At 66.1% G+C, this 22,504-nt stretch carries 24 protein-coding genes; 14 read left to right on the top strand and 10 right to left on the bottom strand.

All coding sequences use genetic code 11. The annotated features are described in order from the left end of the window. The first annotated feature begins 141 nt into the window (after window positions 1-141). The 4 genes from ACTZWT_RS07875 (at window position 142) to ACTZWT_RS07860 (ending at window position 3,592) form a co-directional block, all read left to right on the top strand. Entirely contained in the window at window positions 142-1,302 is a 1,161-nt protein-coding gene (locus ACTZWT_RS07875) for a hypothetical protein (RefSeq protein WP_444769094.1), read from the top strand. Window positions 1,303-1,386: 84 nt separating this feature from the next. Beyond that, window positions 1,387-2,139, top strand: a complete 753-nt coding sequence (locus tag ACTZWT_RS07870) for an alpha/beta fold hydrolase (RefSeq protein ID WP_444769093.1) — start codon at window positions 1,387-1,389, stop codon at window positions 2,137-2,139. A gap of 226 nt (window positions 2,140-2,365) precedes the next feature. Next, on the top strand, window positions 2,366-3,193 hold the full coding sequence (gene cysE, locus ACTZWT_RS07865) for a serine O-acetyltransferase (RefSeq protein ID WP_444769092.1): 828 nt from the start codon (window positions 2,366-2,368) through the stop codon (window positions 3,191-3,193). A gap of 183 nt (window positions 3,194-3,376) precedes the next feature. Then, window positions 3,377-3,592 carry a DUF3126 family protein gene (locus tag ACTZWT_RS07860; protein WP_444769091.1) on the top strand — a complete coding sequence of 72 codons (216 nt, stop codon included), beginning with the start codon at window positions 3,377-3,379 and terminating at the stop codon, window positions 3,590-3,592. 217 nt (window positions 3,593-3,809) lie between these two features. On the opposite strand, the gene ACTZWT_RS07855 is transcribed toward ACTZWT_RS07860, so the two are convergent. Beyond that, complete coding sequence (locus ACTZWT_RS07855; RefSeq protein WP_444769090.1) at window positions 3,810-4,520, bottom strand: hypothetical protein; 711 nt, start codon at window positions 4,518-4,520, stop codon at window positions 3,810-3,812. 181 nt (window positions 4,521-4,701) lie between these two features. Here ACTZWT_RS07855 and ACTZWT_RS07850 point away from each other — a divergent pair, with 181 nt between their 5' ends. Together ACTZWT_RS07850 and ACTZWT_RS07845 are read left to right on the top strand one after the other, a co-directional pair. Next, window positions 4,702-5,031, top strand: coding sequence for a DUF6949 family protein (locus ACTZWT_RS07850; RefSeq protein WP_444769089.1), 330 nt, complete (start codon window positions 4,702-4,704; stop codon window positions 5,029-5,031). A 58-nt stretch (window positions 5,032-5,089) separates the two neighbouring features. Continuing rightward, complete coding sequence (locus tag ACTZWT_RS07845; protein WP_444769088.1) at window positions 5,090-5,620, top strand: gamma carbonic anhydrase family protein; 531 nt, start codon at window positions 5,090-5,092, stop codon at window positions 5,618-5,620. 42 nt (window positions 5,621-5,662) lie between these two features. On the opposite strand, the gene ACTZWT_RS07840 is transcribed toward ACTZWT_RS07845, so the two are convergent. Continuing rightward, entirely contained in the window at window positions 5,663-5,824 is a 162-nt protein-coding gene (locus ACTZWT_RS07840; RefSeq protein WP_444769087.1) for a hypothetical protein, read from the bottom strand. Between the two features lie 12 nt (window positions 5,825-5,836). Continuing rightward, window positions 5,837-6,031 carry a hypothetical protein gene (locus ACTZWT_RS07835; RefSeq protein ID WP_444769086.1) on the bottom strand — a complete coding sequence of 65 codons (195 nt, stop codon included), beginning with the start codon at window positions 6,029-6,031 and terminating at the stop codon, window positions 5,837-5,839. A 167-nt stretch (window positions 6,032-6,198) separates the two neighbouring features. On the opposite strand from ACTZWT_RS07835, the gene ACTZWT_RS07830 reads away from it, so the two are divergent. After that, window positions 6,199-6,615 (top strand): hypothetical protein, encoded by a 417-nt coding sequence (locus tag ACTZWT_RS07830; protein ID WP_444769085.1) that lies wholly within the window; start codon window positions 6,199-6,201, stop codon window positions 6,613-6,615. Between the two features lie 157 nt (window positions 6,616-6,772). Here ACTZWT_RS07830 and ACTZWT_RS07825 read toward each other — a convergent pair whose 3' ends face one another. After that, a complete protein-coding gene (locus ACTZWT_RS07825) occupies window positions 6,773-8,260 on the bottom strand; it encodes a porin (RefSeq protein WP_444769084.1) in 1,488 nt (495 codons plus the stop codon). Between the two features lie 521 nt (window positions 8,261-8,781). Here ACTZWT_RS07825 and ACTZWT_RS07820 point away from each other — a divergent pair. Next, window positions 8,782-9,315, top strand: coding sequence for a MarR family winged helix-turn-helix transcriptional regulator (locus ACTZWT_RS07820; protein WP_444769083.1), 534 nt, complete (start codon window positions 8,782-8,784; stop codon window positions 9,313-9,315). A gap of 182 nt (window positions 9,316-9,497) precedes the next feature. Here the strand turns inward: ACTZWT_RS07820 and ACTZWT_RS07815 are convergent, their stop codons facing one another. The 3 genes from ACTZWT_RS07815 to ACTZWT_RS07805 form a co-directional block, all read right to left on the bottom strand. Next, window positions 9,498-10,118, bottom strand: a complete 621-nt coding sequence (locus tag ACTZWT_RS07815; RefSeq protein WP_444769082.1) for a transglutaminase-like cysteine peptidase — start codon at window positions 10,116-10,118, stop codon at window positions 9,498-9,500. A gap of 341 nt (window positions 10,119-10,459) precedes the next feature. Further along, window positions 10,460-11,071: a PilZ domain-containing protein gene (locus ACTZWT_RS07810; protein WP_444769081.1), complete on the bottom strand. Its 612-nt coding sequence runs from the start codon at window positions 11,069-11,071 to the stop codon at window positions 10,460-10,462. Window positions 11,072-11,137: 66 nt separating this feature from the next. Continuing rightward, window positions 11,138-13,417, bottom strand: a complete 2,280-nt coding sequence (locus tag ACTZWT_RS07805) for a PAS domain S-box protein (RefSeq protein ID WP_444769080.1) — start codon at window positions 13,415-13,417, stop codon at window positions 11,138-11,140. A gap of 787 nt (window positions 13,418-14,204) precedes the next feature. Between ACTZWT_RS07805 and ACTZWT_RS07800 the strand changes: the two genes are divergently transcribed. After that, window positions 14,205-14,417 (top strand): hypothetical protein, encoded by a 213-nt coding sequence (locus ACTZWT_RS07800; protein ID WP_444769079.1) that lies wholly within the window; start codon window positions 14,205-14,207, stop codon window positions 14,415-14,417. Window positions 14,418-14,578: 161 nt separating this feature from the next. Further along, entirely contained in the window at window positions 14,579-15,352 is a 774-nt protein-coding gene (locus tag ACTZWT_RS07795; protein ID WP_444769078.1) for a Crp/Fnr family transcriptional regulator, read from the top strand. On the opposite strand, the gene ACTZWT_RS07790 is transcribed toward ACTZWT_RS07795, so the two are convergent. Beyond that, a complete protein-coding gene (locus ACTZWT_RS07790; RefSeq protein WP_444769077.1) occupies window positions 15,334-15,894 on the bottom strand; it encodes a PAS domain-containing protein in 561 nt (186 codons plus the stop codon). The two genes, ACTZWT_RS07795 and ACTZWT_RS07790, sit on opposite strands and share 19 nt — an antisense overlap. A gap of 496 nt (window positions 15,895-16,390) precedes the next feature. On the opposite strand from ACTZWT_RS07790, the gene ACTZWT_RS07785 reads away from it, so the two are divergent. Further along, entirely contained in the window at window positions 16,391-17,170 is a 780-nt protein-coding gene (locus tag ACTZWT_RS07785) for a rhomboid family intramembrane serine protease (RefSeq protein WP_444769076.1), read from the top strand. 216 nt (window positions 17,171-17,386) lie between these two features. Further along, window positions 17,387-17,815 carry a CBS domain-containing protein gene (locus ACTZWT_RS07780; RefSeq protein WP_444769075.1) on the top strand — a complete coding sequence of 143 codons (429 nt, stop codon included), beginning with the start codon at window positions 17,387-17,389 and terminating at the stop codon, window positions 17,813-17,815. A 182-nt stretch (window positions 17,816-17,997) separates the two neighbouring features. Here ACTZWT_RS07780 and ACTZWT_RS07775 read toward each other — a convergent pair whose 3' ends face one another. Beyond that, window positions 17,998-19,038 carry a patatin-like phospholipase family protein gene (locus ACTZWT_RS07775; RefSeq protein ID WP_444769074.1) on the bottom strand — a complete coding sequence of 347 codons (1,041 nt, stop codon included), beginning with the start codon at window positions 19,036-19,038 and terminating at the stop codon, window positions 17,998-18,000. 260 nt (window positions 19,039-19,298) lie between these two features. On the opposite strand from ACTZWT_RS07775, the gene ACTZWT_RS07770 reads away from it, so the two are divergent. Further along, window positions 19,299-20,360, top strand: coding sequence for a hypothetical protein (locus ACTZWT_RS07770; RefSeq protein WP_444769073.1), 1,062 nt, complete (start codon window positions 19,299-19,301; stop codon window positions 20,358-20,360). A gap of 220 nt (window positions 20,361-20,580) precedes the next feature. After that, window positions 20,581-20,757, top strand: coding sequence for a hypothetical protein (locus ACTZWT_RS07765; RefSeq protein WP_444769072.1), 177 nt, complete (start codon window positions 20,581-20,583; stop codon window positions 20,755-20,757). 802 nt (window positions 20,758-21,559) lie between these two features. Here ACTZWT_RS07765 and ACTZWT_RS07760 read toward each other — a convergent pair. Further along, entirely contained in the window at window positions 21,560-22,279 is a 720-nt protein-coding gene (locus ACTZWT_RS07760) for an HWE histidine kinase domain-containing protein (RefSeq protein WP_444769230.1), read from the bottom strand. Window positions 22,280-22,504 lie beyond the last annotated feature (225 nt).

Genomic DNA, 22,504 nt, shown 5'->3' with positions numbered 1-22,504 from the left:
TGATTCCTAGAGCGCGCGGACAGGCTTTGCCTGTCGAAATTCGACACAATCCCATGATGTTGGAGAAGCCCTTCTTTCGTTGGATCGGTTGTGTCCAAGCTGTGACACCCCACATTGATGACACACCGAGGGCCGCAGCAAATGCGTCTGAAACTGGGCATCGCCAAAGCTGGCATCGCACTCTGCGCGGTCGCGCTGGTGCTGACGTGGCCGCATGCCCGGCGCAGCGCGGCCTTTCTTGCCGCGCAGGACGATCCGGCGCAACTGTCCGAGTTGCAGATCGGCTCCGCATTGCAACAGGAACCGGAACTGATCAGCCGTCATATCACTGACGCGCTGGAGGCCCGCGATCCGGATCTCGCCGGCAGCCTGGTGCAACTTGCCGCTGCACAGAATATCACTCTTCCCGCCGAACTGATCACGCGCGTCACCGCGGCCGTCGCCGCGCAGCAGTCGGCCGCCGGCATCGCCACCCGCTTCGCGACCGGTCTCGTCACCGGCAAGGCCGAGGACGGCGCCAGCCTGTCCGGCACGGTGGCGGGCGATCTGTTCGTGTTCGGCGACATCCGCGACGTCGTCCGCGAGGGCACCAATCTCGCCACCGGCGCGGCGACCGACCGGGTCGTGCTCGGGCTCGCGGCCGCCGGCATCGCTATCACCGCGGCGACCTATGTCACCCTGGGCGGCGCAGCGCCGGTGCGCGCCGGGCTCACGCTGGTCAAGGACGCCCGCAAGGTCGGCCGGCTCGGCGGGGGGCTGGCGACATGGACCAGCCGCTCGGCGCGCGAGGTGGTCGATGCGCCGGCGCTGCAGCGCGCGGTCGCAGGCTCCTCGTTCAGCCGCCCGGCCGAAACCCTGACCGCGGTGAAAGCGGCGTTCCGGGCCGAGAAGGCCGGCGGGCTGATGCGGCTGGCCAAGAATGTCGGCCGCATCGGCGACAAGGCCGGCACCCGCGGCGCGCTCGATACGCTGAAGATCGCGGAGGGCCCGAAGGATGTCGCGCGCGCGGCGCGGCTCGCCGAGGCCAAAGGCGGCCAGACCCGCGCCTTCCTCAAGATTCTCGGCCGCGGCGCGTTGCTGCTCACCACCGGCGCGTGGAATTTCGCCTGGTGGATCTTCGGCGCGCTGATCACGCTGTTCGGCCTCGTCACCTCGCTGAAGGCCGGCGTCGAGCGGATGACGCAGGCCTCGATCGATCGCGGCAAGGCGCGGCGCGCGAAACGTCTGCTCGCCGAGGCGAAACGGGCGCAGCGCGCGCAAGTCAATCCGTCTCCGGTCGCAGCGGCCCTGTCGGTTTCGTAACTGTCGCGGGGCCTCGTAACGCTCTATCCTGCCGGTCTCCTCACGACATCCTCACCATCTCCTTCAACAATCATCGGACGGTCGATGCCGAGCTTTGATCACGGCGGTGTCAGCATTGCATATCTCGACGACGGCGAGGGCGATCCGATCGTGCTCGTGCACGGCTTTGCGTCGAACAAGAACGTCAACTGGGTGTATCCGTCCTGGCTGTCGGAGTTGAAGCGCGCCGGCCGCCGCGTCGTCGCGCTCGACAATCGCGGCCACGGCGAATCCTCGAAGCTGTACGACCCCGCCGACTACGGACTGACCACGATGGCGGGCGACGTCATCGCGCTGATGGATCATCTTTCGATCGATCGCGCCGACGTCATGGGCTACTCGCTCGGCGGCCGCATCACCGCGACGCTGGCGCGCCGGCATCCCGAGCGCGTGCGCGCGGCGATCCTCGGCGGCATCGGCAGCGGCCTGGTCAATGGCGGCGGCCCGGGCGAGAGCGTGGCGCTGGCGCTCGAGGCGCCGTCGCTCGACGACGTCAGCGATCCGGTGGGCCGCACCTTCCGCGCCTTCGCCGACCAGACCCGCTCCGATCGCAGGGCGCTCGCCGCCTGCCTGCGCGGCTCGCGGATGCTGATGAGCGCGGAGGAGGCGGCGGCGATCGCGGTCCCGGTGCTGATCGCGGTCGGCACCGTCGACGATGTCGCCGGGTCGGCGCATCAGCTCAGCGGCATGATTCCCGGCTCCGAAGTGCTCGACATCCCGCGGCGCGATCACATGCGCGCGGTCGGCGACCGGGTCTACAAGCAAGGCGTGGTTGATTTTCTGGCGCGCCGGCCGTGATGGCGCGGCTCCGTCCGCCGGTTGTCTCGCCTGACCGGATCGACCCGCTCCCCAGCCTGAGATTCGGCGACAACCGCACCCCGCCATCGGTGATCGAGGCAATGTGATTGCGCGTGAAAGGGTTAACGGTCATCCTGACGATCCCCTCCGGGCGCGCGGGGTGGCGGGACAGCGTTGTGGCGGGCGTGCTATAGTGGACCCGAGAGGCGAGATCGAGAGAGCCGGCATGGTGATGCATCAGGTCAATACGCAATCCGCGAAACTGACGTCGCTCGATCCGATCTGGGAGCGCGTGCGCACCGAGGCGGAGGACGTGGTTCGCCGCGAGCCGACGCTCGCTTCGTTCATCTACGCCAGCGTGCTGCATCACGACCGCCTCGAAGACGCGGTGGTGCATCGTGTCGCCGAGCGGCTCGATCATGCGGCGCTGTCCGGCGACCTGATCCGCCAGACCTTCGAGGAGGCGCTGCGCGACGCGCCGGATATCGGCAACGCCTTCCGCGCCGACATGGTCGCGGTGTTCGATCGCGATCCGGCGACCGCGCGCTTCATCGATCCGCTGCTGTACTACAAGGGCTTCCACGCCATCCAGACGCATCGCCTGGCGCACTGGCTGCTGCGCCAGGGCCGCAAGGATTTTGCGTATTACCTGCAGAGCCGCGCCTCCGCGGTGTTCCAGACCGACATCAATCCCGCCGCCACCATCGGGCGCGGGATTTTTCTCGACCACGCGACCGGCCTCGTCGTCGGCGAAACCGCGATCATCGAGGACGACGTTTCGATCCTGCACGGCGTGACGCTCGGCGGCACCGGCAAGGAGCACGAGGACCGGCATCCGAAGATTCGCCACGGCGTGATGATCGGCGCCGGCGCCAAGATCCTCGGCAATATCGAGGTCGGCCATTGCGCCCGCATCGCCGCGGGCTCGGTGGTGCTGAAATCGGTGCCGCACAACATGACGGTCGCCGGTGTGCCGGCCAAGGTGGTCGGCGAGGCCGGCTGCGCCGAGCCGTCGCGCACCATGGATCAGATGATCAACGCCATCGGGTTGTGATCCGGCGGCTTTCAGCCGATGGACTTTCGTCTCGCTGCGAATGCAGTCTGAATCGCGACGCCGGGGCTTGCGGTCAGCGGCGCGAGAACGTACTGACGGCGGCCTCGCTTGCCGCGATCGCCCCGCGGACCGCGCGTCCGCCGGGCGTCGGAGCCTTGTTATCTAGTTGGATTGGAGATCACCGTGGACGTTCAGGAAGTCAGAAAACTCGATGCGTATCTCAAGCGGGTGTTCGGCAATCCGAAGATCCGCGTGGTGCCGCGGCCGAAGAAGGACGACTCCGCCGAAGTGTATATCGGCGAGGAATTCGTCGGGGTGCTGTTCGTCGACGACGAGGACGATGATCGCTCGTTCCAGTTCCAGATGGCGATCCTGGAAGAAGATCTCGCCGACGTGTGAGACTTCGGCACGCGCTCGCGCACTCGACTTGTCAGCGGGGCGATAGATAGCCGACGCGATCGCGAGCATCGCGGTAACTGCTCAAATCCGTCATTGCGGGGAGCACTCGGATCGGCGCACCGCGCCGTCCGAGCACAGGCTCCGCGACGAAGCAATCCAGCTCGGTGCTCGGCACTGGATTGCTTCGCTGCGCTCGCAATGACGAGCTCTGACGGAGCTAACCGCGCACGGCGTGGAGCTGCGCGGCGAGGCGGTCGATCGCGGTCGCGACGTCGCGCCATTGCGTCAGCCATTGCCGTGGAAACCGGAAGGTCAGGTCGGCGCCGTCGATCCGGCGCTCGCTGATACACATCCCGGGCGTCTGCCGGTCGCGGGTGCAGCGCGCCGCGAGCGGCGGCTGCTCGGCGGTGACCAGATCCTCACTGCCATAGGGCGATCCCTCGGCGAATGGGCGAAGCGTCAGCCCGTCGTCGATCTGCTGCTGAGGCTGCGCCAGATAGCGCGGATAGATCGTGCGCAGCCGTATCTGCGGGTCGAGCGTGTCCTGATGCGCGGCGATCGACACGAAGATGCGGTCGATCGGATGAAATTCCTCGACGTCCTTCGGCGACGCGCGCTTCGGCCGCTCGGGCGGCAGCAGCGAAGGATACAGGAAGGCCAGATCGACGCGCTCCTGCGGCCCGGAATGGCGCTGGAACTTGACCCGGAACGCCTTGGTCGGGACGTTGAACAGCGTCTCGCCGATGCTCACCGGGGTTCGGTCGGGGTCGCCGACCGGCTGCGCGCGCCAGGTCGGCCACAGCAGATAGGCGACGGCCGCGATCGCGAGCAGCGAGATCGTGCTGCCGATCGCGACCGGCACACGATGGCTGCGCCGGGCCATCGGCGCGGCGCGGCGCGGGTAGGGGGCTGACGAAACCAAGCTCATTGCAGATCAGAACCCGGGCAAATTCACATGAGGGAGGCGATGCGGCACCGCTGCGACCACCGATGTCGCGGCGCGAGCGCTATCCCTCGCACGGCCGCGTTAACCCAAACTTAACGATGCGCTGGCGGTGGCGGCTGGTTTTTGCGACACAAGTGCGGCTGGGGAGTGCGGGACTGTGTCGATGTCGCCGGATGCGTTCAACAATCTGTTCTCGCTGCTGATCGGCTTCGCCGTCGCCGGCACGCTGGCCAGCGGCTATCAGGCGATGCGGCGCCGGCCGGCGGGCTTCGGCCTGCTGCAGCAGGGCGTGGTGGCGCAGAGCTTCGCCGCGGTGCCGTTCCTGGTGTTCGCGGCCCCCTTCATCATCATGCGCAACGTGCTGCTCGGTCCGCGCATCGAGCGCCGCCGCACCGAATTCGTGATGCTGGCCACCGTGCTGGCGGGCACCTGGAGCATGATGTCCGGCACGGTGCTGCTGATGGCGCTGCACGCCGTCGGCGTGATCGCCTGAAAACCATTGCTCTCTGTTTCGCGCGTTGTCATGAGTGGGCGCGCAACAGGAGACCGAGATGGCGATCTACGAGCTCGACGGGCAGCGCCCTGATCTTCCGCAGGATGGAAACTACTTCATCGCCGAAACCGCGACGGTGATCGGCAAGGTTCGGCTGAAGCCGTCCGCCACCGTGTGGTTCGGCGCGGTGCTGCGCGGTGACAACGAGTGGATCGAGGTCGGCGAGGGCTCCAACGTCCAGGACGGCTCGACCTGCCACACCGATCCGGGCTATCCGCTGACCATCGGCCGGAACTGCACGATCGGCCACAACGTCATCCTGCACGGCTGCACCATCGAGGATGGCGCCCTGATCGGGATGGGCGCGATCGTGATGAACGGCGCGCGGATCGGCCGGGGCTCGATCGTCGGCGCCGGCGCCATCGTCACCGAAGGCAAATCATTTCCGGAAAATTCGCTGATCCTCGGCGCGCCGGCCAAGCTCGCGCGTGCACTCGACCCGGCGCAGGTGGCCGCGATGGAACTCCCGGCGATGTTCTACGCCACCAATGGCCCGCGCTACGCCAAAGGGCTCAAGAAGATCGGCTGACGCACGCTGCATCCCGACTTGCGACGCCGGGAGCGGCGACGGTCAGGTGCCTTCGGATTCGCGGGCCTGCATCGCCGTGGCGACCCGCTCGTGGCCGGCGGCCCACAGCGAATGCTCCTCGCTGCCGTCATGATACGGATTGGCTTCGGCGGGAATGTTCTGGCGCGCGGCGCGCTCGCCCTGTTCGAACGGATCGTCGGCCATCTCGCTGGTCCTTCAATGCTTGCGTTGCGAATCTGACGAAGCCGCGCTCTTGCGCAGCGCGTCGTTGAGATCGATCGGCACGCCGTGCTTCTTCAGCAGATCGGCGAACGCCTCGTCGGCGAGCTCCTGCAGCGTGCCCATGCGATCGCGGCCGAGCTGCCTCAGCTTGTCGAACGTATCCTCGTCGAATTCGATCAGCTTGCGCATGCGATTACCTTCCGCATCGACCAATCGCCGTGCCGTCAAATCGTTCCGCCGGGCCGCGGACGGCAGTCGCGCAGATTTGAAACCCGCGATGCGCCGATCGCCCAACATCGTGCGACACCCGGGCGCATGCTGCGCGCGGGGCGACTTTGTCCGGAATGGAGTGCAAGATGTTTCGTAAGGCGATCGTTGCGTTTTCGGTGGCGGCGCTGGCTGCGCTGGCGGCGCCGACCGCGGCTTCGGCGCGCGGCGGCTTCCACGGCGGCGGTTTTCACGGAGGTGGCTTTCACGGCGGTGGTTTCCACGGCGGTGGCTTCCGCGGGGGCTGGCATGGTGGCGGTGGATGGCGCGGCGGCGGCTGGCGCGGGCCCGGCTTCGGCATCGGGGCCGTCGGCGTCGGGCTGGGGCTCGGCCTCGCGGCGCCCTATGCCTGGGGCGGCTACGGATACGGCTACCCGGCCTATTACAACGGTTACGGCTACAGCTATCCCTACGCCGTCGGCTACGACGATGGCTGCTATCTGAGGACGCGGCGGGTGTGGACGCCTTATGGCTGGCGGCTGCGGCGGGTCGAGGTCTGCTACTGATTCAGGTCTGCTACTGATTGCCGTCTGCTACTGATTGCGGTCTACGACCAGGCGCGGTCGGCTATGAAGCGCGGCCCTGCGGCCTCCAAAACAGGAGAACCTCCGGCGGGGCATCGCCGGAGGTTCCTGGAGGTTTACATGTCCATAGTGGTGTAGCTTAGAACGTCCGCTGAACGCGGACGGCGCCGGACCAGGTGTTCTGGTCCTTGAACTCGTACCGCGAGGTCGGCTTGACGGAACCGGGATTGACCGCCGGGCCAGTCACGCCCGAGTAGTTCTGGTCGATCATGGTGTAGAGCAGTTCGCCCGAGAACGTCAGGTTCTTGACCGGAGTCCACGCGGTGCGGGTGCCGATCTGCGCGATGTTGAAGTTCGGGTTGCCCGAGAAGGCGGAGGCTGCGCCACCAACCGCGGCGCGCAGGCCGGTGGTGTAGAGAGCGCCGCCGGCGCCGCCGAAGTCGACCGACGAGTACGCGCCGAACACCGAGGTGGCCCAGTTCGGGGACCAGTTGTGGTTGAACGAACCGCGGATACCCCAGGCCTTGGTGGTGTGGATCTGGCCGCCGGTGGCGAACACGCCGTCGACTGCGGAACCGATCGCGATCGACTGATAGGCGCCGGCCGCGTTGTTGCCGTACATCGAGAAGTTGTTCGGGCTGGTGCCGCCGATCACGTAGCGGATCGCGCCGTCAGCATAGGTGGCATCGAAGTTGATGGTGTCACCCTTGCCGGTGGGCAGGTTCTTGAGCGACAGCGCGGCGAGAACCGCGAAGCCCCACTTGTCGTCGGGATGGCCGCTGATCTCCTGCGACGGGTTGTAGTAGCTGGCGCGAATCTGGTGCGCGGCGGCCGAAACCTGGAACAGGCCCCAGGCCTGGTCGAGGCGGATCTTGCCGACGATGTCGGGGATCTGCGTGCCGGCAACGTAGCTGGTGCCAACGCCGGCGCCCGACAGCCAGGTGGCCGCGGTGTTGGTGCCGCCGAGACCCGTCGTGTTGAAGACGCTCGAGACGCCCTGCGACTGGCGGTAGCCGCTCTGGTCTTCGAGCGAGACCGAGGCCGACAGGCCGTTGCCGAATTCCGCGGTGTACGACACCTGGTTGATGCCGGTCGAGGTGTCGTCGCCGCCGAGCAGGTTCGAGGTGATGTTGCCCGGGGAGCCGTTCCACGGCGTCGAGAACTGCGACACCGCCTTACCGAAGGTGAAGCCGGCGAACTGGATGAAGGCGTAGTAAACGCCGATGTTACCACCTGCGACGCTGTCGCTGCCGGTGGTCCAGGTGAACACCGAGTCGAAGAAGGTGCGGACCACGCCGTATTCGGTCGCGGTGCGGGTGTCGATGTTGAGGTCGGCGCGCGTGCGGTACATCGTGCTGTTCGCAAGACGGTTCCGCTGGCCGGAGTTGCCGTTCCAGGCCGGCGAGTTGGTCATGCTCGACGTGTTGTGCCCGTACTCGGCGCGGACGTAGCCGCCGAGCTTGATGCAGGTGTCGGTGCCCGGAATGTAGTAGAAGCCCGCGCCGTAGAGCGAGCACACCTTGACGTATTCGACCGCCTTCGCCTTGAGCGGAAGATCGGCGGCTTGCGCGCTCGTCGCCATCAGGACGGCCGTGCTGCCCAGCATCAGGCCTTTAACGAAATTCATTTGAAACCTCCAAGTTTGCCGTTTGGGTAACGCCATGGGCTTCAAGTATCAGCCCCACGGCGTCGCCCGCGAACTACCCTGAAAGCGCCCGCTGATCCTGCGAGGCCGCTCGTTGGGCAGGGACGACTTCGAGGTGCCCCCCTCCGTCGGTCTGAGATTCGATACATAACAAAGTTAGCTATTGAAAGGACCAAACCACGATGTCGGCCTAGGTGCGGCAAACCTGTGGCCTTGTCGCAACACAGCGTCATGATTCTGTCACGTTGTATGATCAGGCATGGCGGACCAGAAACAACTCGGTCAAACCGGGTGGGGAGGATTAATTTGCTGAATCTGAAACGCTTATGGCGCCCCCGGGCCGACAGCCTGCGTATCGACCTGCGGATTTTTCGTGCAGGAGCGGGTCGACTTTAGTCGTGGTGATCCGCGCGGGATGTCTTATGAAATTACATTCTGTTCTTCGCAAAAGTCGCGCGACAAACGTCGTCCAGAGAGAAGCGGCGCGATCGGAGGTCCATCGAATGCCGAATCGGCAGAACGCCCGGAAGATCGCAGCGGCCGGGACGGCCACCGCCGGGGCGCCCGCGACGAACGATCATTGCCTGTCCTATCAGGTGATCTGGGACTTCGTCTCGATCAGCAACAATCTGGAGGACATGCGCCGGGCCTGGGCGAAGCTGTTCGGCATCAGCGGCTCGCAATGGCTGATCCTGATGGCGATCAGCGATCTCGATCAAGGCAGCGGCGTGTCGGTCGGCGACGTCTCCGACAAGATCCACGCGGTCTCCACCTTCGTGACGACCCAGACCAAGATCCTCGAGCGGCTCGGCCTGATCAATCGCGTGAGCTCGACCACGGATGCGCGGGTCGTGCTGATGTCGCTGTCGGATTCGGCCCGGACCAAGATGGCGGAACTGACGCCGCGCTGGGAAGCGCTGCACGAATACATCTTCCGCGACTTCGACGCCGAGGCTCTGAGTGACGTCAAGGCCAAGCTCGAAATGCTGAAGCATCGCACCAAGGTCGCGATGCAGCGGGTCGCGGACGACACCTGAGCGCAAGCGGTCGCGCTGTCCTCGGTCCCGTCACGAATCGCCCCGGATCTTCAGTCGCCAAAAAGTTGCGGCCAGCCTTGGGGGAGGCTGGCCGCGCACGATCCGATCTGGGACGGGGAGGGGTGGGGATTTGACCGGATCGTGTTTCCCTGTGTTCGTGTTGCCTTGTTGCTGACGTCGCCTCAGCGCTGCGCGCTGGCGGTGGCGACGGCCGGGCGGGAATCGCCGAGTGCGACCCATTCATTGGCGTCGGTCTGCGACTGCCGCTTGACGAAGCGGTAGCCGGTCTCGGTCCAGCTGACGACCTCCTCGTTCTGGTTGTCGAGGACGAACTCGCCCTTGTCGGTCTTGACCGTCAGCACCGCGTGGCCTTCGTTCTTCTTGTCGCGGACCACGGTGATCAGCAGCGCCTCGCGCGGCCAGCCGGCGTCGATCAGCATCTTGCGCTTCATCAGCACGTAGTCTTCGCAATCGCCGTAGCCGTCGGCGGGCATCGACCATTTCTCGATCACGCCCCAATGGTCCATGTCGGTCAGCGGCTTGACGTTGTCGTTGACCCAGCGGTTGACCTTCAGCAGGTCGCGCCACGCGGTCTGCGTCATCACGATGTCGCGCGCCTGGCTGCGTCCGGTGCGGCAATCGCCGGGATTGTCGGCGCAGAATTCGATCCAGCCGATCGGCGCGCGCGTGGTGTCGCCGATGCTGGCGTAGCGAACCTTTTCTCCTGCCTGCGCCGCCGCCGTCATCGTGACGACCGCCGCGGCAATGATCAGTCCCGTCCGCAATCCCCTGCTAACAAACATTGTGGCCCCCGTTTTCTTGTTGGGACCATGTTTTCCACAAACGATTTGCAGGGCCGCTAAATCAACTAAGTCAAGTCGAGACGAATACTAATCAAGCTAAGTACGTGTTCGATTTATACTTGAATCGAATTTGCGTAAAATACGACACGACTGCAATTGATTCAAAGTTGAGCGATTAAGCCGGAAGCCGCTGCGACGTCGGCGATTTTGCAATCGGTACGGGCGTGGATTAACCATCTCCGGCGCGGCGGCGCATGGCGGCGGGCGGGGGAGCGCACCGGCGAAGCCGCGCCGGGGGTCGATTGCAGGCGATCAGGGAGTGGCCGGACGGCCGCTTGCGTTCACTGCGCGGTAACGCTCTCTTCAAGCGTGTCTTCGAGCTGCTCGTGGATGAACTCCAGCGCGAAGCCATCGTCGAGCTGACGGACGACGCGGGCCGCGACGCGGCCGAGCAACACCTGAGAGTCCGTCGGCGGCCGGTGTTCGGCCGCGATCGCGGCGCCCGAGCGCGACATGTCGATGATCCGGCAGGTCATCCGGCTGCCGTCTTCGAGCGTGAGCACGGAAATCGGATTGCGCGGCACGATACGGTCGTGGCGGCGGTCCTCCGGCAAATTGAGGATGTCGCGGTTGGCGAGCCAGGTGAGCTGCGCCGCGAGCTTGTCGCGCTTGCGCGGCGTGGCCCCGACGGTCATCGCGAAGCCGTTGTCGATGATCCGGGTGATCTTGCCTTCGACGCGGCCGATATGGTCGAGATAGGCGATGACGCGATCGCCGATATTGCCGATCCCGGGCGCCAGCATCGCCAGCCCCCCCGGCGACATGTTGATCACCTGGCAGGGAAATTCCCGCCGGTCCGGCAGCATGTAGCGGCCCAGCAGGTGGACTTTCACCCGCTGGAATCGGCGCCGCTCGGCCGTCGCCGGCTGTATGGTTTGTTTTTGCAACAACACGGAAATCCGCTATCCGGCCGGAAACCAAATATCCCCCACCGTAGGATGCTCAGGGTTAACGGCCCGTTAGCATTCGCGGCTCGTCGCGGCCGGCGGTGGCGATTCGAGCACGTCCCGCAGTCTCCGCGCCAGCTCCGCCTTGCGGTACGGCTTGTGAAGGATCGGCAGGTGGTCGCGGCGGTGGCTCTGTCCGGCGATGGTTTCGAGCGCGTAGCCGGAGGTCAGCAGCACCCGCAGATTCGGCCGTCTGCGCGTCGCGGTCTCGGCGAGCTCCCAGCCGCCGATGCCGCCCGGCATCACGACGTCGGTGAACAGGATGTCGATATTGGTGTCGCCGTCGAGCGCCTGCAGCGCGTCGGCGCCGTCGGACACCGCGATCACGATGTAGCCGAGGCTGCGCAGGCACATCACCCCGTAGGCGCGGACGAATGGATCGTCCTCGACGATCAGCACGACTTCACCGCGCGACACGAGATGCCCGACCGCGTCCGGCGCATCCGGACTGCTGGGCTGGCCGGCCGCGATCACGGGCAGATACAGCCGCACCGTGGTGCCGAGCCCGGGCTCGCTGTCGAGCGCGACGTGGCCATCCGATTGCTTGACGAAGCCGTACACCATGCTCAGTCCGAGGCCGGAGCCCTTGCCGACCTCCTTGGTCGTGAAGAAGGGGTCGAACACCTGTCCGAGCAAGTCCTTCGGCATTCCCGAACCGTTGTCGGTGACCATGATCAGCACGTAGTCGCCGGGGCGAGCCTCCTGGTTGACGACCGAGTGATACGAGGCGTCGAGCGTGACGTTCGCGGTGGTGATGCTGAGCCGGCCGCCGCCGGGCATGGCGTCCTGTGCGTTCAGCGACAGACTGAGGATCGCGGATTCGAGCTGGGCACGATCCACATAGGCGTAGCGCAGGTCGGCGTCGAACCCGGTCTCGATGGCGATGTCCTCGCGCAGCGTCAGACGCAGCAGATCGTGCATCGACCCGACGAGCTCGTTGCAGTCGAGCACCACCGGCTTCAGCGTCTGCTCGCGGCTGAAGGCCAGCAGGCGCTGCGTCAGTTCGGCGCCGCGCTGGCCGGCGCGGCCGATTTCGCAGGCGAGCCCGCGCAGATCCTGCCGCGCCTTGAGCTGGTCGCCGAGCAGCTCGGCGTTGCCGACGATCACGGTCAGCAGATTGTTGAAGTCGTGCGCGATGCCACCGGAGAGCTGGCCGACGATCTCCATCTTCCGCGCGTGCGCCAGTTGCTCTTCGGTGCGCTCGCGGTCGTCGTGGATCACCGTGACGAACGCCGTCTCGCCGTCCTGTACGGTGGTGCCGACCGACAGGTCCATCGGAAACGTCTGGCCGTCACGGCGCAGTCCGGTCGCCCCGCGGACGGTACCGATCCGCACGTGCTCGTCGGCGTAGGGGCCGCTGAGAAACAGCGACTGCAACTCGCCGGCGCTCACCGCCGGCAGCAGCATCGAGATGTGCTGGTCGATCACGTCGTCGGCCTCGTAGCCGAACAGCAGATGGCAGGCGCGGCTGAAAGTCCTGATCCGGCCGTGCCGGTCGGTGAGGATCACGCCGTCGCGCACGGTCTGGGTCAGCGTCGCGATGAGCGCCTCGGACTCGCGGATCAGCTGTTCGGCGCGGCGCTGCCCGGTGATGTCGCGGGTGACTTTGGCGTAGCCGATCAGTTCGCCGTGCGTGCCGCGCCGCGGCTCGATCGCCACATGCGCCCAGAACCGGTTGCCGTCCTTGCGCTGGCGCCACGCCTTGGCTTCGAAGCGGCCGCGGTCGCGTGCGATCGCGAGGTTTCGCTCCGGTTCACCGCGGGCGCGGTCCTCCAGTGGATAGAACTCGCGGACATGCAGGCCGAGGACCTCGGCGGCAGTGAATTGTTTGATCCGCTCGGCGCCGCAGTTCCAGCTCGCGATGCAGCCATCGACGTCGAGCATATAGATGGCGGCATCGGTGACGCCCTCGACCAGCCGCCGGAATTCGGGCTCGTCGGCGTCACCGCCCGCGCGCCGCGGTTCGGTGTCGTCGAGTTCGCGCAGCGTCGCCACGATGAACGCCGCGTCGCCGGCCGAGGTGGCCGTCGCCAGCGCGACGGTGAAGGCGGTGCCGTCGCGGCGCCGCGCCTGCACCCGTGCCCGGCGCGTCGGCTGCAACTGTTGCGGCCAGTCCGGCATCAATGTGGCGACGTCTTTGCCGAGCACGTCGCGCGCCGGCCAGCCGAACAGGGCTTCGCAGGCCGGATTGAACAGCACGACACGTCGATGTGGATCGATCAGGAGAATGCCGTCGGGCGCCGCGTGAACCAGCGCCTGGAGCAACGAAGCACTGGCATTCTCAAAGCTCATCGGCGCCTGCCGTCGCGCTTTCCCACAATGTGCCTGCCGGCGTGGAAACAGTATGCCTGCCGGCGTGGAATACGTATCGAAACATCGAGCGGCACTCGGCCTTTGTCCCCCGGATGGAAATGTCCGCCCGAATTGCGGAATAATCAAGCCACCGATCCGGTGGCGATGCCGTCGGCTCATCTACCTTGAACGGGTTGATAGTTGCTGCGGTTGTGGATCACGCGGACGGAGGACGCTCGACGAAGGGTTCGTTGTGGCAATCGCAGATGGTTTCTCGCCGATATCGCGCAAGCCGCGTCCGTGTCACCGGCGGTTTCGGACTGCAGCGAGTCGTTGTGCGACGCTGATATGAAGGCTGTGGCGTCCACTCGGCGAGACGGAACTGATAGCCCCGCAATGCAGCGCGCACGCGGTCGAGGGGCTCAGTCGTCGGCTGTTGACGGGAGCACCTCGCGGGCAGCGACAAACTGCCGCTGACGCGGAGAACTTTTCGAAAAGGCTCGGCGTGCGGCGCAATAGCAGCGCGCTGGCGGTAATTGCCCTGCAGCAGGCGGCTGATCCGCTACCATCGGGGGCAGCTACAAATCCTTGACCTCCAACGACGAATGAAACACGCTTGCGAATGCGATGCAGCCGGCGGGGACAGCCCGGCGGCTCGCCGAACAGCCGACGGTTCCGCAATGAGGTTCGCCCGGTGGCGCGCGCGATTGATTTTCCTGATGCTTGAGCCAGATCAAAGCTGCAAATGTCTCGTTCGATATTGCACACTCCAGTTAGGAGAGCTCTCATGGCAAACAGCGACGACAGCGACCGATCCTCGCAAGACGACCTCGCCACGCAGCTCGTCGCGGAAGAGGAATTGCGCGTACTCACTGCTCTGATCGGCTGCATCATGGTTGCTGAGGATGCCGACGGCCGCAATGATCGCCGCAGCGGTCTCCGGCACTTGACGCCGCCTGCGGCCCAGCAGGGCCTCGCCAAGACCGGACAGGGCGGGTAGGCACGGCTTCGTGAGTAGTAGTACGAACTGGACTTTGCCACGCATCGGATCGATGAGTTGCCTGTGTTGCTTCCCCCGAACGGAACCGGGCGCAACTTGGGACTTCATCGGCCGGGTCGCGCGAGAGAGCGCTGATTCCCGGCCTTGCCGGGACGGCTACGATGGTGACGAGTCGCCAATCCCCGAACGATCTGCTGGCCGCGCTGCCCTCGGCGGAGTTCGATCTGCTGCGGCCGTATCTGCGCCCGATGGTTCTGGATTTCGGTCAGGTGCTGATCGAGGCCGGTGCGCCGATCAGGCAGGTGATATTTCCGCATAGCGGCATCGTCTCGACGCTGGCGCGGCTGCAGCGCGGCGAAACCATCGAAGTCGGCGTGATCGGTCGGGACAGCGTCGTCGGCGGCGTCGCCGGTTGGTTCGGGGAGCCGTCATCGACCGCGGCGGTCGTCCGGTTTTCGGGCGCGGCCTCGGCGATCGAGGTCAGCCATTTCCGAACCATCGCCGAACACAGCCCCCCACTGCGCGAGGCACTGCTGCTGGACCAATCGAGCCGCGCGATCAAAGCCGAGCAGACCGCGGCGTGCAACGCCGCGCACACCGCCGAGGCGCGGCTGTGCCGTCGGCTGCTGCAATCCCGGGAGATGGCCGGGAGCGACTCGATGCTGCTCAGTCAGGACCTGATGGCGCAGATGCTGGGCGTGAAGCGCAATACCATCTCGCTGATCGCGCATGGGCTGCAGCAGCAGGGGCTGATCCGCTACAGCCGCGGCCGGATGGCGATCACCGATGTCGACGGCTTGATCCGGCGATCGTGCGAATGCCGAAGCCTGGACCGGCTGCCGGTCGGGTCGCCGCCGGTGGTCCGGCCCTGCGTCACGGTGCTGGCGGCGCGGCCGGTGCCGGAGTTCGTGCAGGCTCAGCGCATTCCTTCATAGACCATCAGCCCGCGCGCGACTTCCCATTTGCGCAGCACCCGCGGTCGCAGCCGGCGGGACTGCCGGCCGAGCGTGCGCCATGTCGTCAACCGCAGCGCGCCGATGTCGCCGGCGCTTCTGGGGCCGAGCGGCGCCAGCAGCCCGGTCATGGTGAGCGGCGTGTGCAGCCGCGGGGCGAAGGGCAGCAGCAGCAATTCGAGATGCGCGACCGCGCCGGCCGGGGACGAGGACGTCACGCCCGCGACCAGCGCCAGCGACTCGTCGGCGACGACGCCGAGAATGTCCTCGCATTCCCGGCGGCTGTCGCCGCCGAACAGGCCGGGCAGGCTTTCGCCTTTGAGATCGCGGCCGAGCAGGGCGCTGAGCCGGGTTCCGGCGACGCGGAACGGGTATCCGGCCGCGGCGTCGCAGGACAGCACGAAGATGTCGCCAAGCAGTTCGCGGATCGCGCCGGGCTCGATATCGCTGCGCTCGGGCGCCGGCGCGTGGCCGCGCTGGCTGTCCCAATATGCAAAAAACGCGCGGCTCGACGGATGCTTCATAGCGGTCCCCGGCCTGCGCCGCGTGCGTTCGGGACAGTTCTGTCCCGTATCCGCGCGCTGCCGGCCCCTGAAATCTTGTGCAGGAGAGGCATTGCAGCGTCCATGCCGGAAGCCGGGAGGGCGGCCGTTAACCCCTGTTTTGTCGCGTTAAGGTTAAGTTAACTATGACGTTGTGGCCGGCGGCGACGCGGCTATTGTGGGGCTGTTCTTGGCGCGCGGATGTTCTCCAGGCATTCGGGCGATGAGTTACAGGGTGGCTGCCAAAACAGACCGGTCGTCGCGGATTCAGCCGCTGACAGCACCGGCAGGATCGAAGGGAGGGCTTTCTCAGAGCCCTCCCTTTTTTCGTTGTCGCACCCGACCGGCGCGGTGCCCCGGTCGCGGCGGCCCGCTGAGGCATGGAACGCCCGGCTTGCGCCGCTTTGCCAAGCCGCTTATGGGATCGGATCGCCTCCGGGCCGCGCCGCGGCCGGGCGCTCGCAGCAGGTCGCTCACGTTGGATTCGTCGCCCGAAACGCAGCCGCTGCCGCCACCCCCGCCGGAGCCGCCGCGCGAACCGATCCTCAACCTGCCGCGCGCGCTCACCGCCTATGTCGCGCTGCTGGCGGTGATCCATCTGCGCGTGCTGCTGCCGCCGGATATCGACTACTGGACCATCGAGGTGTTCGGCTTCATCCCGAAGCGCTACGACGCCACGCTGCTGGCGGCGCCGTTTCCCGGTGGCACCGGCGCCAAGATCTGGACCTTCGTCACCTATTCGCTGCTCCACGCCAATCTCAGCCACATCTTCTTCAACGTGCTGTGGCTGCTGCCGTTCGGCAGCGCGCTGGCGCGGCGTTTCGGCGCGGCGCGGTTCTTCCTGTTCATGGCGGTCACCGCGATCGGCGGCGCGCTGGCGCATCTGCTCACCCACGAGCACGAAATCGCGCCGATGATCGGCGCCTCGGCCTCGGTGTCGGGCGCGATGGCGGCGGCGATCCGTTTTGCCTTCGCCCGCGGCAGTTTCCTGTCGTTCCGCAGCGGCGATGCCGACGCCGCGGCGCGGGTGCCGGCGCAGCCGCTGCTGCGGGCGCTGCGCGATCCCCGCGTGATCGCCTTCCTGGCGATCTGGTTCGGCATCAACATCATCTTCGGCGTCGGCTCGATCGCGGTCGGCAACGAAGGCGCCAGCGTCGCCTGGCAGGCGCATATCGGCGGCTTCTTCGCAGGGCTCTTGCTGTTCTCGCTGTTCGACCCGGTGCCGCGCCGCGCCCCGGCGGCAGCCGATCCAAACTAATCAGTTGCCCGCAACCGACTGACGTTGCACTGCGGCCGCGTTGTTGCGCTGCAAGCAGCGTGGCGCGGATTCGCCTTATTTGTTAGTTATCATTTGCATCTGGATCGCTCCTGTCGCGTCGCCACGACGCGCCGGCGCCTTCGTAACTGCTGACTGCCGATCAATGACCAATCAGAGCCGCCTTCTTTTGAAGGACGTGCCATTCGGGAGGCGACCATGACAGTACGCGCCATTCTGGAATCCAAGGGGCGATACATCTACAGCGTCGAGCCGGACGAGCGGCTGTCGGCGGCGATCAGGACGCTGGCCGAACGCCGGGTCGGCGCGGTGCTGGTGATGCGCGGCACAAGGCTCGACGGCATCCTGTCGGAGCGCGACATCGTCAAGGTGCTGGCCGATCGCGGCGCCGATGCGCTGGACGGTCCCGTGCACGCGGTGATGACCCGCGACGTCGTGAGTTGCGCGCAGGGCGACACCGTCGGCGAGATCATGGAAGTGATGACGACGGAGAAGTTCCGGCATCTGCCGGTGATCGAGAACGAGCGCGTGGTCGGCCTGATCTCGATCGGCGACATCGTCAAATGGCGGCTCAACGAATACGAGCACGAGCAGCGCGCGCTGCACGACTACATCAAGAGCGCCTGATCGCTCCATGCCCGTCATTCCGGGGCGCGCCGCAGGCGCGAACCCGGAATCTTGAGCTGGTCTGCACGACGGCGCTGAGTTCAACTGCCGAGATTCCGGGTTCGCTCGCTGGCGCGAGCGCCCCGGAATGACTCGCGGTGATGCTTTGCAGGAATGACCAACGTTGAGGGCTGAGGACGGCCTCAGGTCTCGACCGGCACGTCCGGCTTGGCCTGGGCCTGCGGCGCGGCTTCCTCGATCGCCTCGTTGATCGAATCGATCGCGCGTTCGGCGGCTCTCGCGCCATGCGCGATCATCTCGTCGGCGCGGTGGAAGTCGAACCAGCCGATCCGGCCGACCCGCGGCGAGATCAGCATGTCCGGGGGATCGCCGGCGAGCCGGGCGCGGGTGATGCGGTCCTGCATGATGTTGAAGGCGTCGACCATCACCTTGGAGATGCCGGGACGGTTGCCGCTGCCGAAAATCTCCTGCTTGATCAGCTTCTCCGCCGAGAAGAACCGGCCGAAGCCGCGTTTCGGCTCAGGCTCCGGCGCGGGCTCGATCGCCTCCTCGACCGCGCCGTGTGAGAAGATCGTGGTGCCGTGACCGAACACGTCGCTGGAGACGTTGGCGGCGATCACGATCTCGGCGCCGAGCGCGCGCGCCGCCGACACCGGCACCGGATTGACCAGCGCGCCGTCGACCAGCCAGCGGTCGCCGATCAGCACCGGCGAGAAGATGCCGGGCAGGGCGTAGGACGCCCGCACCGCGTCGACGATCCGGCCATGCGTCAGCCAGATCTCGTGGCCGGTGCGGACCTCGGTGGCGACGCTGGCGAACTTCTGCTTGAGGTCCTGGATCATGGTCTGGCCGAGCGTGGCTTCGAGCTGCGCCGCCAGCTTGCTGCCGCCGATCAGGCCGGAGCCGTTGAGGCGGATGTCGAGATAGCCGATGATGTTGCGCGGCTGCAGTCCGCGCGCCCATTCTTCCAGCGTGTCGAGATGGCCCGCCACATAGGCGCCGCCGACCACCGCGCCGATCGAGGTGCCGACCACCACGTCCGGAGTGATGCCGTGGTCCAGCAGGGTGCGCAGGATGCCGATATGGGCGAAGCCGCGCGCCGCGCCGCCGCCGAGCGCCAGCCCGATCACCGGGCGGCGGATGGTGTCGAGGCCGACCTTGCCTGAAGCGGGCCCCTGGGCTGGCGGGCCGCTTTGCCCTCGACCGATCAGATTTTCCAGCATGGTGCCTCCTCGAAACCGCTTCGGCCTTCGCAACGAGTCCGACGCCTGTGCGGTGTATCCCAGTCGCGATCAAAGCGCGACCGAACGATCCTTCGCCGACCGTATCGCAGTGCATGATGAATGCCTGTCAAAGTCCGCACTAGGGGAAAATCGTGACAATGCCGCGAAAATCATCGTGATCTCGCCGCGGCGGGTCGTCGCTCTGGTCGCGTGACTGCCGAGGCTTGAATTTGCCGCGTTTTCAGTGAAAACAATCCGTCATGATTTGCAGGGGTAAAACCGGCCGGGCAGGGCCACGCGGTTGGCTGGCGGCTGCCTGCGTGTTGGCAGGCCTGTCTGTCATGGCTGCGCATCCCGCCTCGGCTCAGTTTTTCAGCGACCGGCCGCCGCCGGTTCCTCCCGCCTCCGTGCCCGAGCCGCCCGCGGGCGGCGCCATCAGTCTCGCGCCGTCATCGGGCGCTGCGGCGGTGCCGACCCTGCCGCCGCCGCTGACCCAGCCGCCGGTCGCCGCCGTCACCCCGCCGCCGATCTCGCCGCTGCCGCCTGCCGCCGCGCCCGCGCCGGCCCAGGGCGTGCTGGCGCTGACCGCGCGTTACGGCAAGGAGCTGCCGGCGATCAACAGCGGGCTGGTGTGGCGGGTCTATTCCGACCGGCCGGACGATAGCGGCGTGATCAAGCTGATCCGCGAGGAGCATGGTCCGACGCCGAACATCGTGCTGCCGCCCGGCAATTACGTGGTGCATGTCGCCCATGGCCTGGTCAGCGCGGTGCGCCCGGTGACGCTGAAGACCGACACCGACCGCGAGGCCTTCATCCTGCCGGCCGGCGGGTTGCGGATCGAGGGCCGCGTCGGCGGCACCCGGATTCCGCAGAACCAGATTTCGTTCTCGATCTACAAGGGCAGCCAGTTCGAGAATTCCCAGCGTCCGCCGCTGGTGCCGAGCGCCGCCGCCGGCGACGTCGTGCTGGTTCCCGAAGGCACCTACTACATCGTCTCGAATTACGGTGACGCCAATTCGGTGGTGCGCTCCGACATCCGCGTCCAGGCCGGCAAGCTGACCGACGTCACGATCACCCACCGCGCCGCCGTGATCACGCTGAAGCTCGTCTCCGACAAAGGCGGCGAGGCGCTCGCCAACACCGCATGGTCGGTGCTGACGCCGGGCGGCGACGTCATCAAGGAATCGATCGGCGCGTTCCCCAAGGTGGTGCTGTCCGAAGGCGAATACCGCGCCATCGCCAAGAACGAAGGCAAGGTGTTCGAGCGCGGCTTCAACGTCGTCAACGGCGTCGACGGCGAAGTCGAAGTGCTGGCCCGCTGACGCGGCCGGCGTTCCTCGCGTCGCGATGATCAGGGCGGCGCCTCGGTTCCGCTCGCAGCTCGACAGATCGACAGCACCCCAATGGGCCTCGGGCATCAAATGCTATCGACATTCATTCGCATCCGTGTGCAGTCTCGGTGATCACCTTGCTGCTGTCGGCATCCACGGGTGACTGAGAGCTCGGTTGTGCTCCCGCCTGCTCACAGGGGAGATTTCTCTCATGCAGGATTTCATCCGCGATGAGAACCTCAAGCTCTACCGTGCTGCTCTGGCTCGGAGCACCGACCAGGATCAGCGCAGGGTGTTGCTGGTGTTGCTCGGCTTGCTCGGAGACGAGCAGCCCCGGCCGGGCAGCGGGCCGAAGCAATTCGCGTCCGACCCTGATCAGGGCGTTTGACCCGCCGTCGGTCAGCACCGAACTGCTCTGGTAACTGCCGCTTGCGATCCCCATATCCGGACTATCGTCGCACAGGGTTGTCCCGGGCATCGGCGGCTGAGAGACGCGACTGCGCTCCCGCCCCTGAAGGGAGAAGCGTCATGCGTGCGATCATCGCCCCCATATGCGTCCGGCCAAGCCTGCACCGTCGCCTGGCCGTTCGGGTGGCCGTTTGAACGATCCGCGACGCTCCAATCCGCTCGGAACCTGCTCCTGTGTGTGCGGCCAGGCCGTGGTCGCGCCCAGCCGCTCGAATTATTCCGCATCCGCCGTGGTCAACGAGTGGCATTGCGCCGCCTGCGGCCGCGTCTGGAAAACTTTCGCCGACAGCGCTCAACCCGAAGGACAGACGACATGAACCGAACGTTCGCCGAATGGCTGGTGCCGCCAGTTCTCGTCCCTGTGCTTCTGATGCTGATGGTCGGCGTCGCCGCATGGGTTCGGTGGTGAGATATGGCTGTTTCCGCAAGCACTGAACCGTCGTCCTGAGAGCCTGACCGAAAATGTAGGTCGCAAAAATCAACGCTCGATCCCGTCATTGCGAGCGAAGCGAAGCAATCCAGTGTGCCGAGCACAGGAGTCCGGATTGCTTCGTCGCGGAGCCTGTGTTCGGACGGCGCGGTGCGCCGATCCGAGTGCTCCTCGCAATGACGAACTTTGTGCCTGATCTTGTTGCGCGCATTTGAGTCAGGCTCTCACCAGGAGGTGCCGGTGGTGAGCCTCCCGGAACGCCAGCGCAGATTCCATGGAAGACAGAGCTGATCTAGTCCTGCGGCTTTTCCAGGAGCGACGCCAGCGGCGCATCCAGCCGGTAGGCGAAACCGGCCTCACCATAGGCGAGCGCCACTTCGCCGTTCAGTTGCTTGCCCAGCATCTCGATCAGACGCGTGCCGAAGCCGTGATGGTCCGGAATCCGCGCCGGCGGCCCGTTTCGTTCGAGCCAATTCAACTGGATCGCCTGCGTCGCGGGATTGATCGTCCAGGTGATTTCGACACGACCCGCCGCGGCCGACAACGCCCCGTACTTCATCGCGTTGGTGCAGAGTTCGTTCAACGTCATCGCAATCGCAATGACGGCGCCGGATCCCAGCCTCACATCCGGACCCTCGATCGCGATCCTGGATGCCTGCGGATCGTCGAACGCCGCGACGGCGCCGCGGACGATCTGACCGAGATCGGCGTTGCTCCAGCGTTCCTGCAACAGCAGATCGTGCGCCTTGCCGAGCGCGATCAATCGCCCCTCGATGGCCTGACGGGCGTGCTCGGCCTCGGTGACGCCGCGCAGGCTCTGCGAGACGATGGCGAGCACCGTCGCCAGCATGTTCTTGATGCGGTGATGCAGTTCTCCGACGATCAGCTTTTGAAGCACGTCCGCGTCGGCGTTCGCTTTGGCATCGGCGCTGGACTGCGCATACAGGTCCCATGCATCGACCCTGGCCTGGGACAGCAACAGCCGGAGGCTGTCGTTTTCTGCGGACAACAGATCCGCAGGCACCGCTCCAAGGGGCGGCCGGCGCAGGAGTTCGTGTGATCTCTGTTGCTCCCCACATAAGAGCGACGTGAAATCGAAAATCTTCAAGGATGTCTGAGGCGGCCGCACCCTATAAGAAAACGCGATTCACCCCATAAGACCGTCTTAACCGGGTGTTTTCACCCCATAAAGACGTCGCGTTTTTCAGGGCCAGCTGACTGACGAGAGAGCCTGTCG

Source organism: Rhodopseudomonas sp. NSM (assembly GCF_052445935.1).
Taxonomy (GTDB): Bacteria; Pseudomonadota; Alphaproteobacteria; order Rhizobiales; family Xanthobacteraceae; genus Rhodopseudomonas.
Note: the sequence above shows the minus strand (reverse complement) of the source record. Positions and strands in the feature narration are given on the sequence as shown.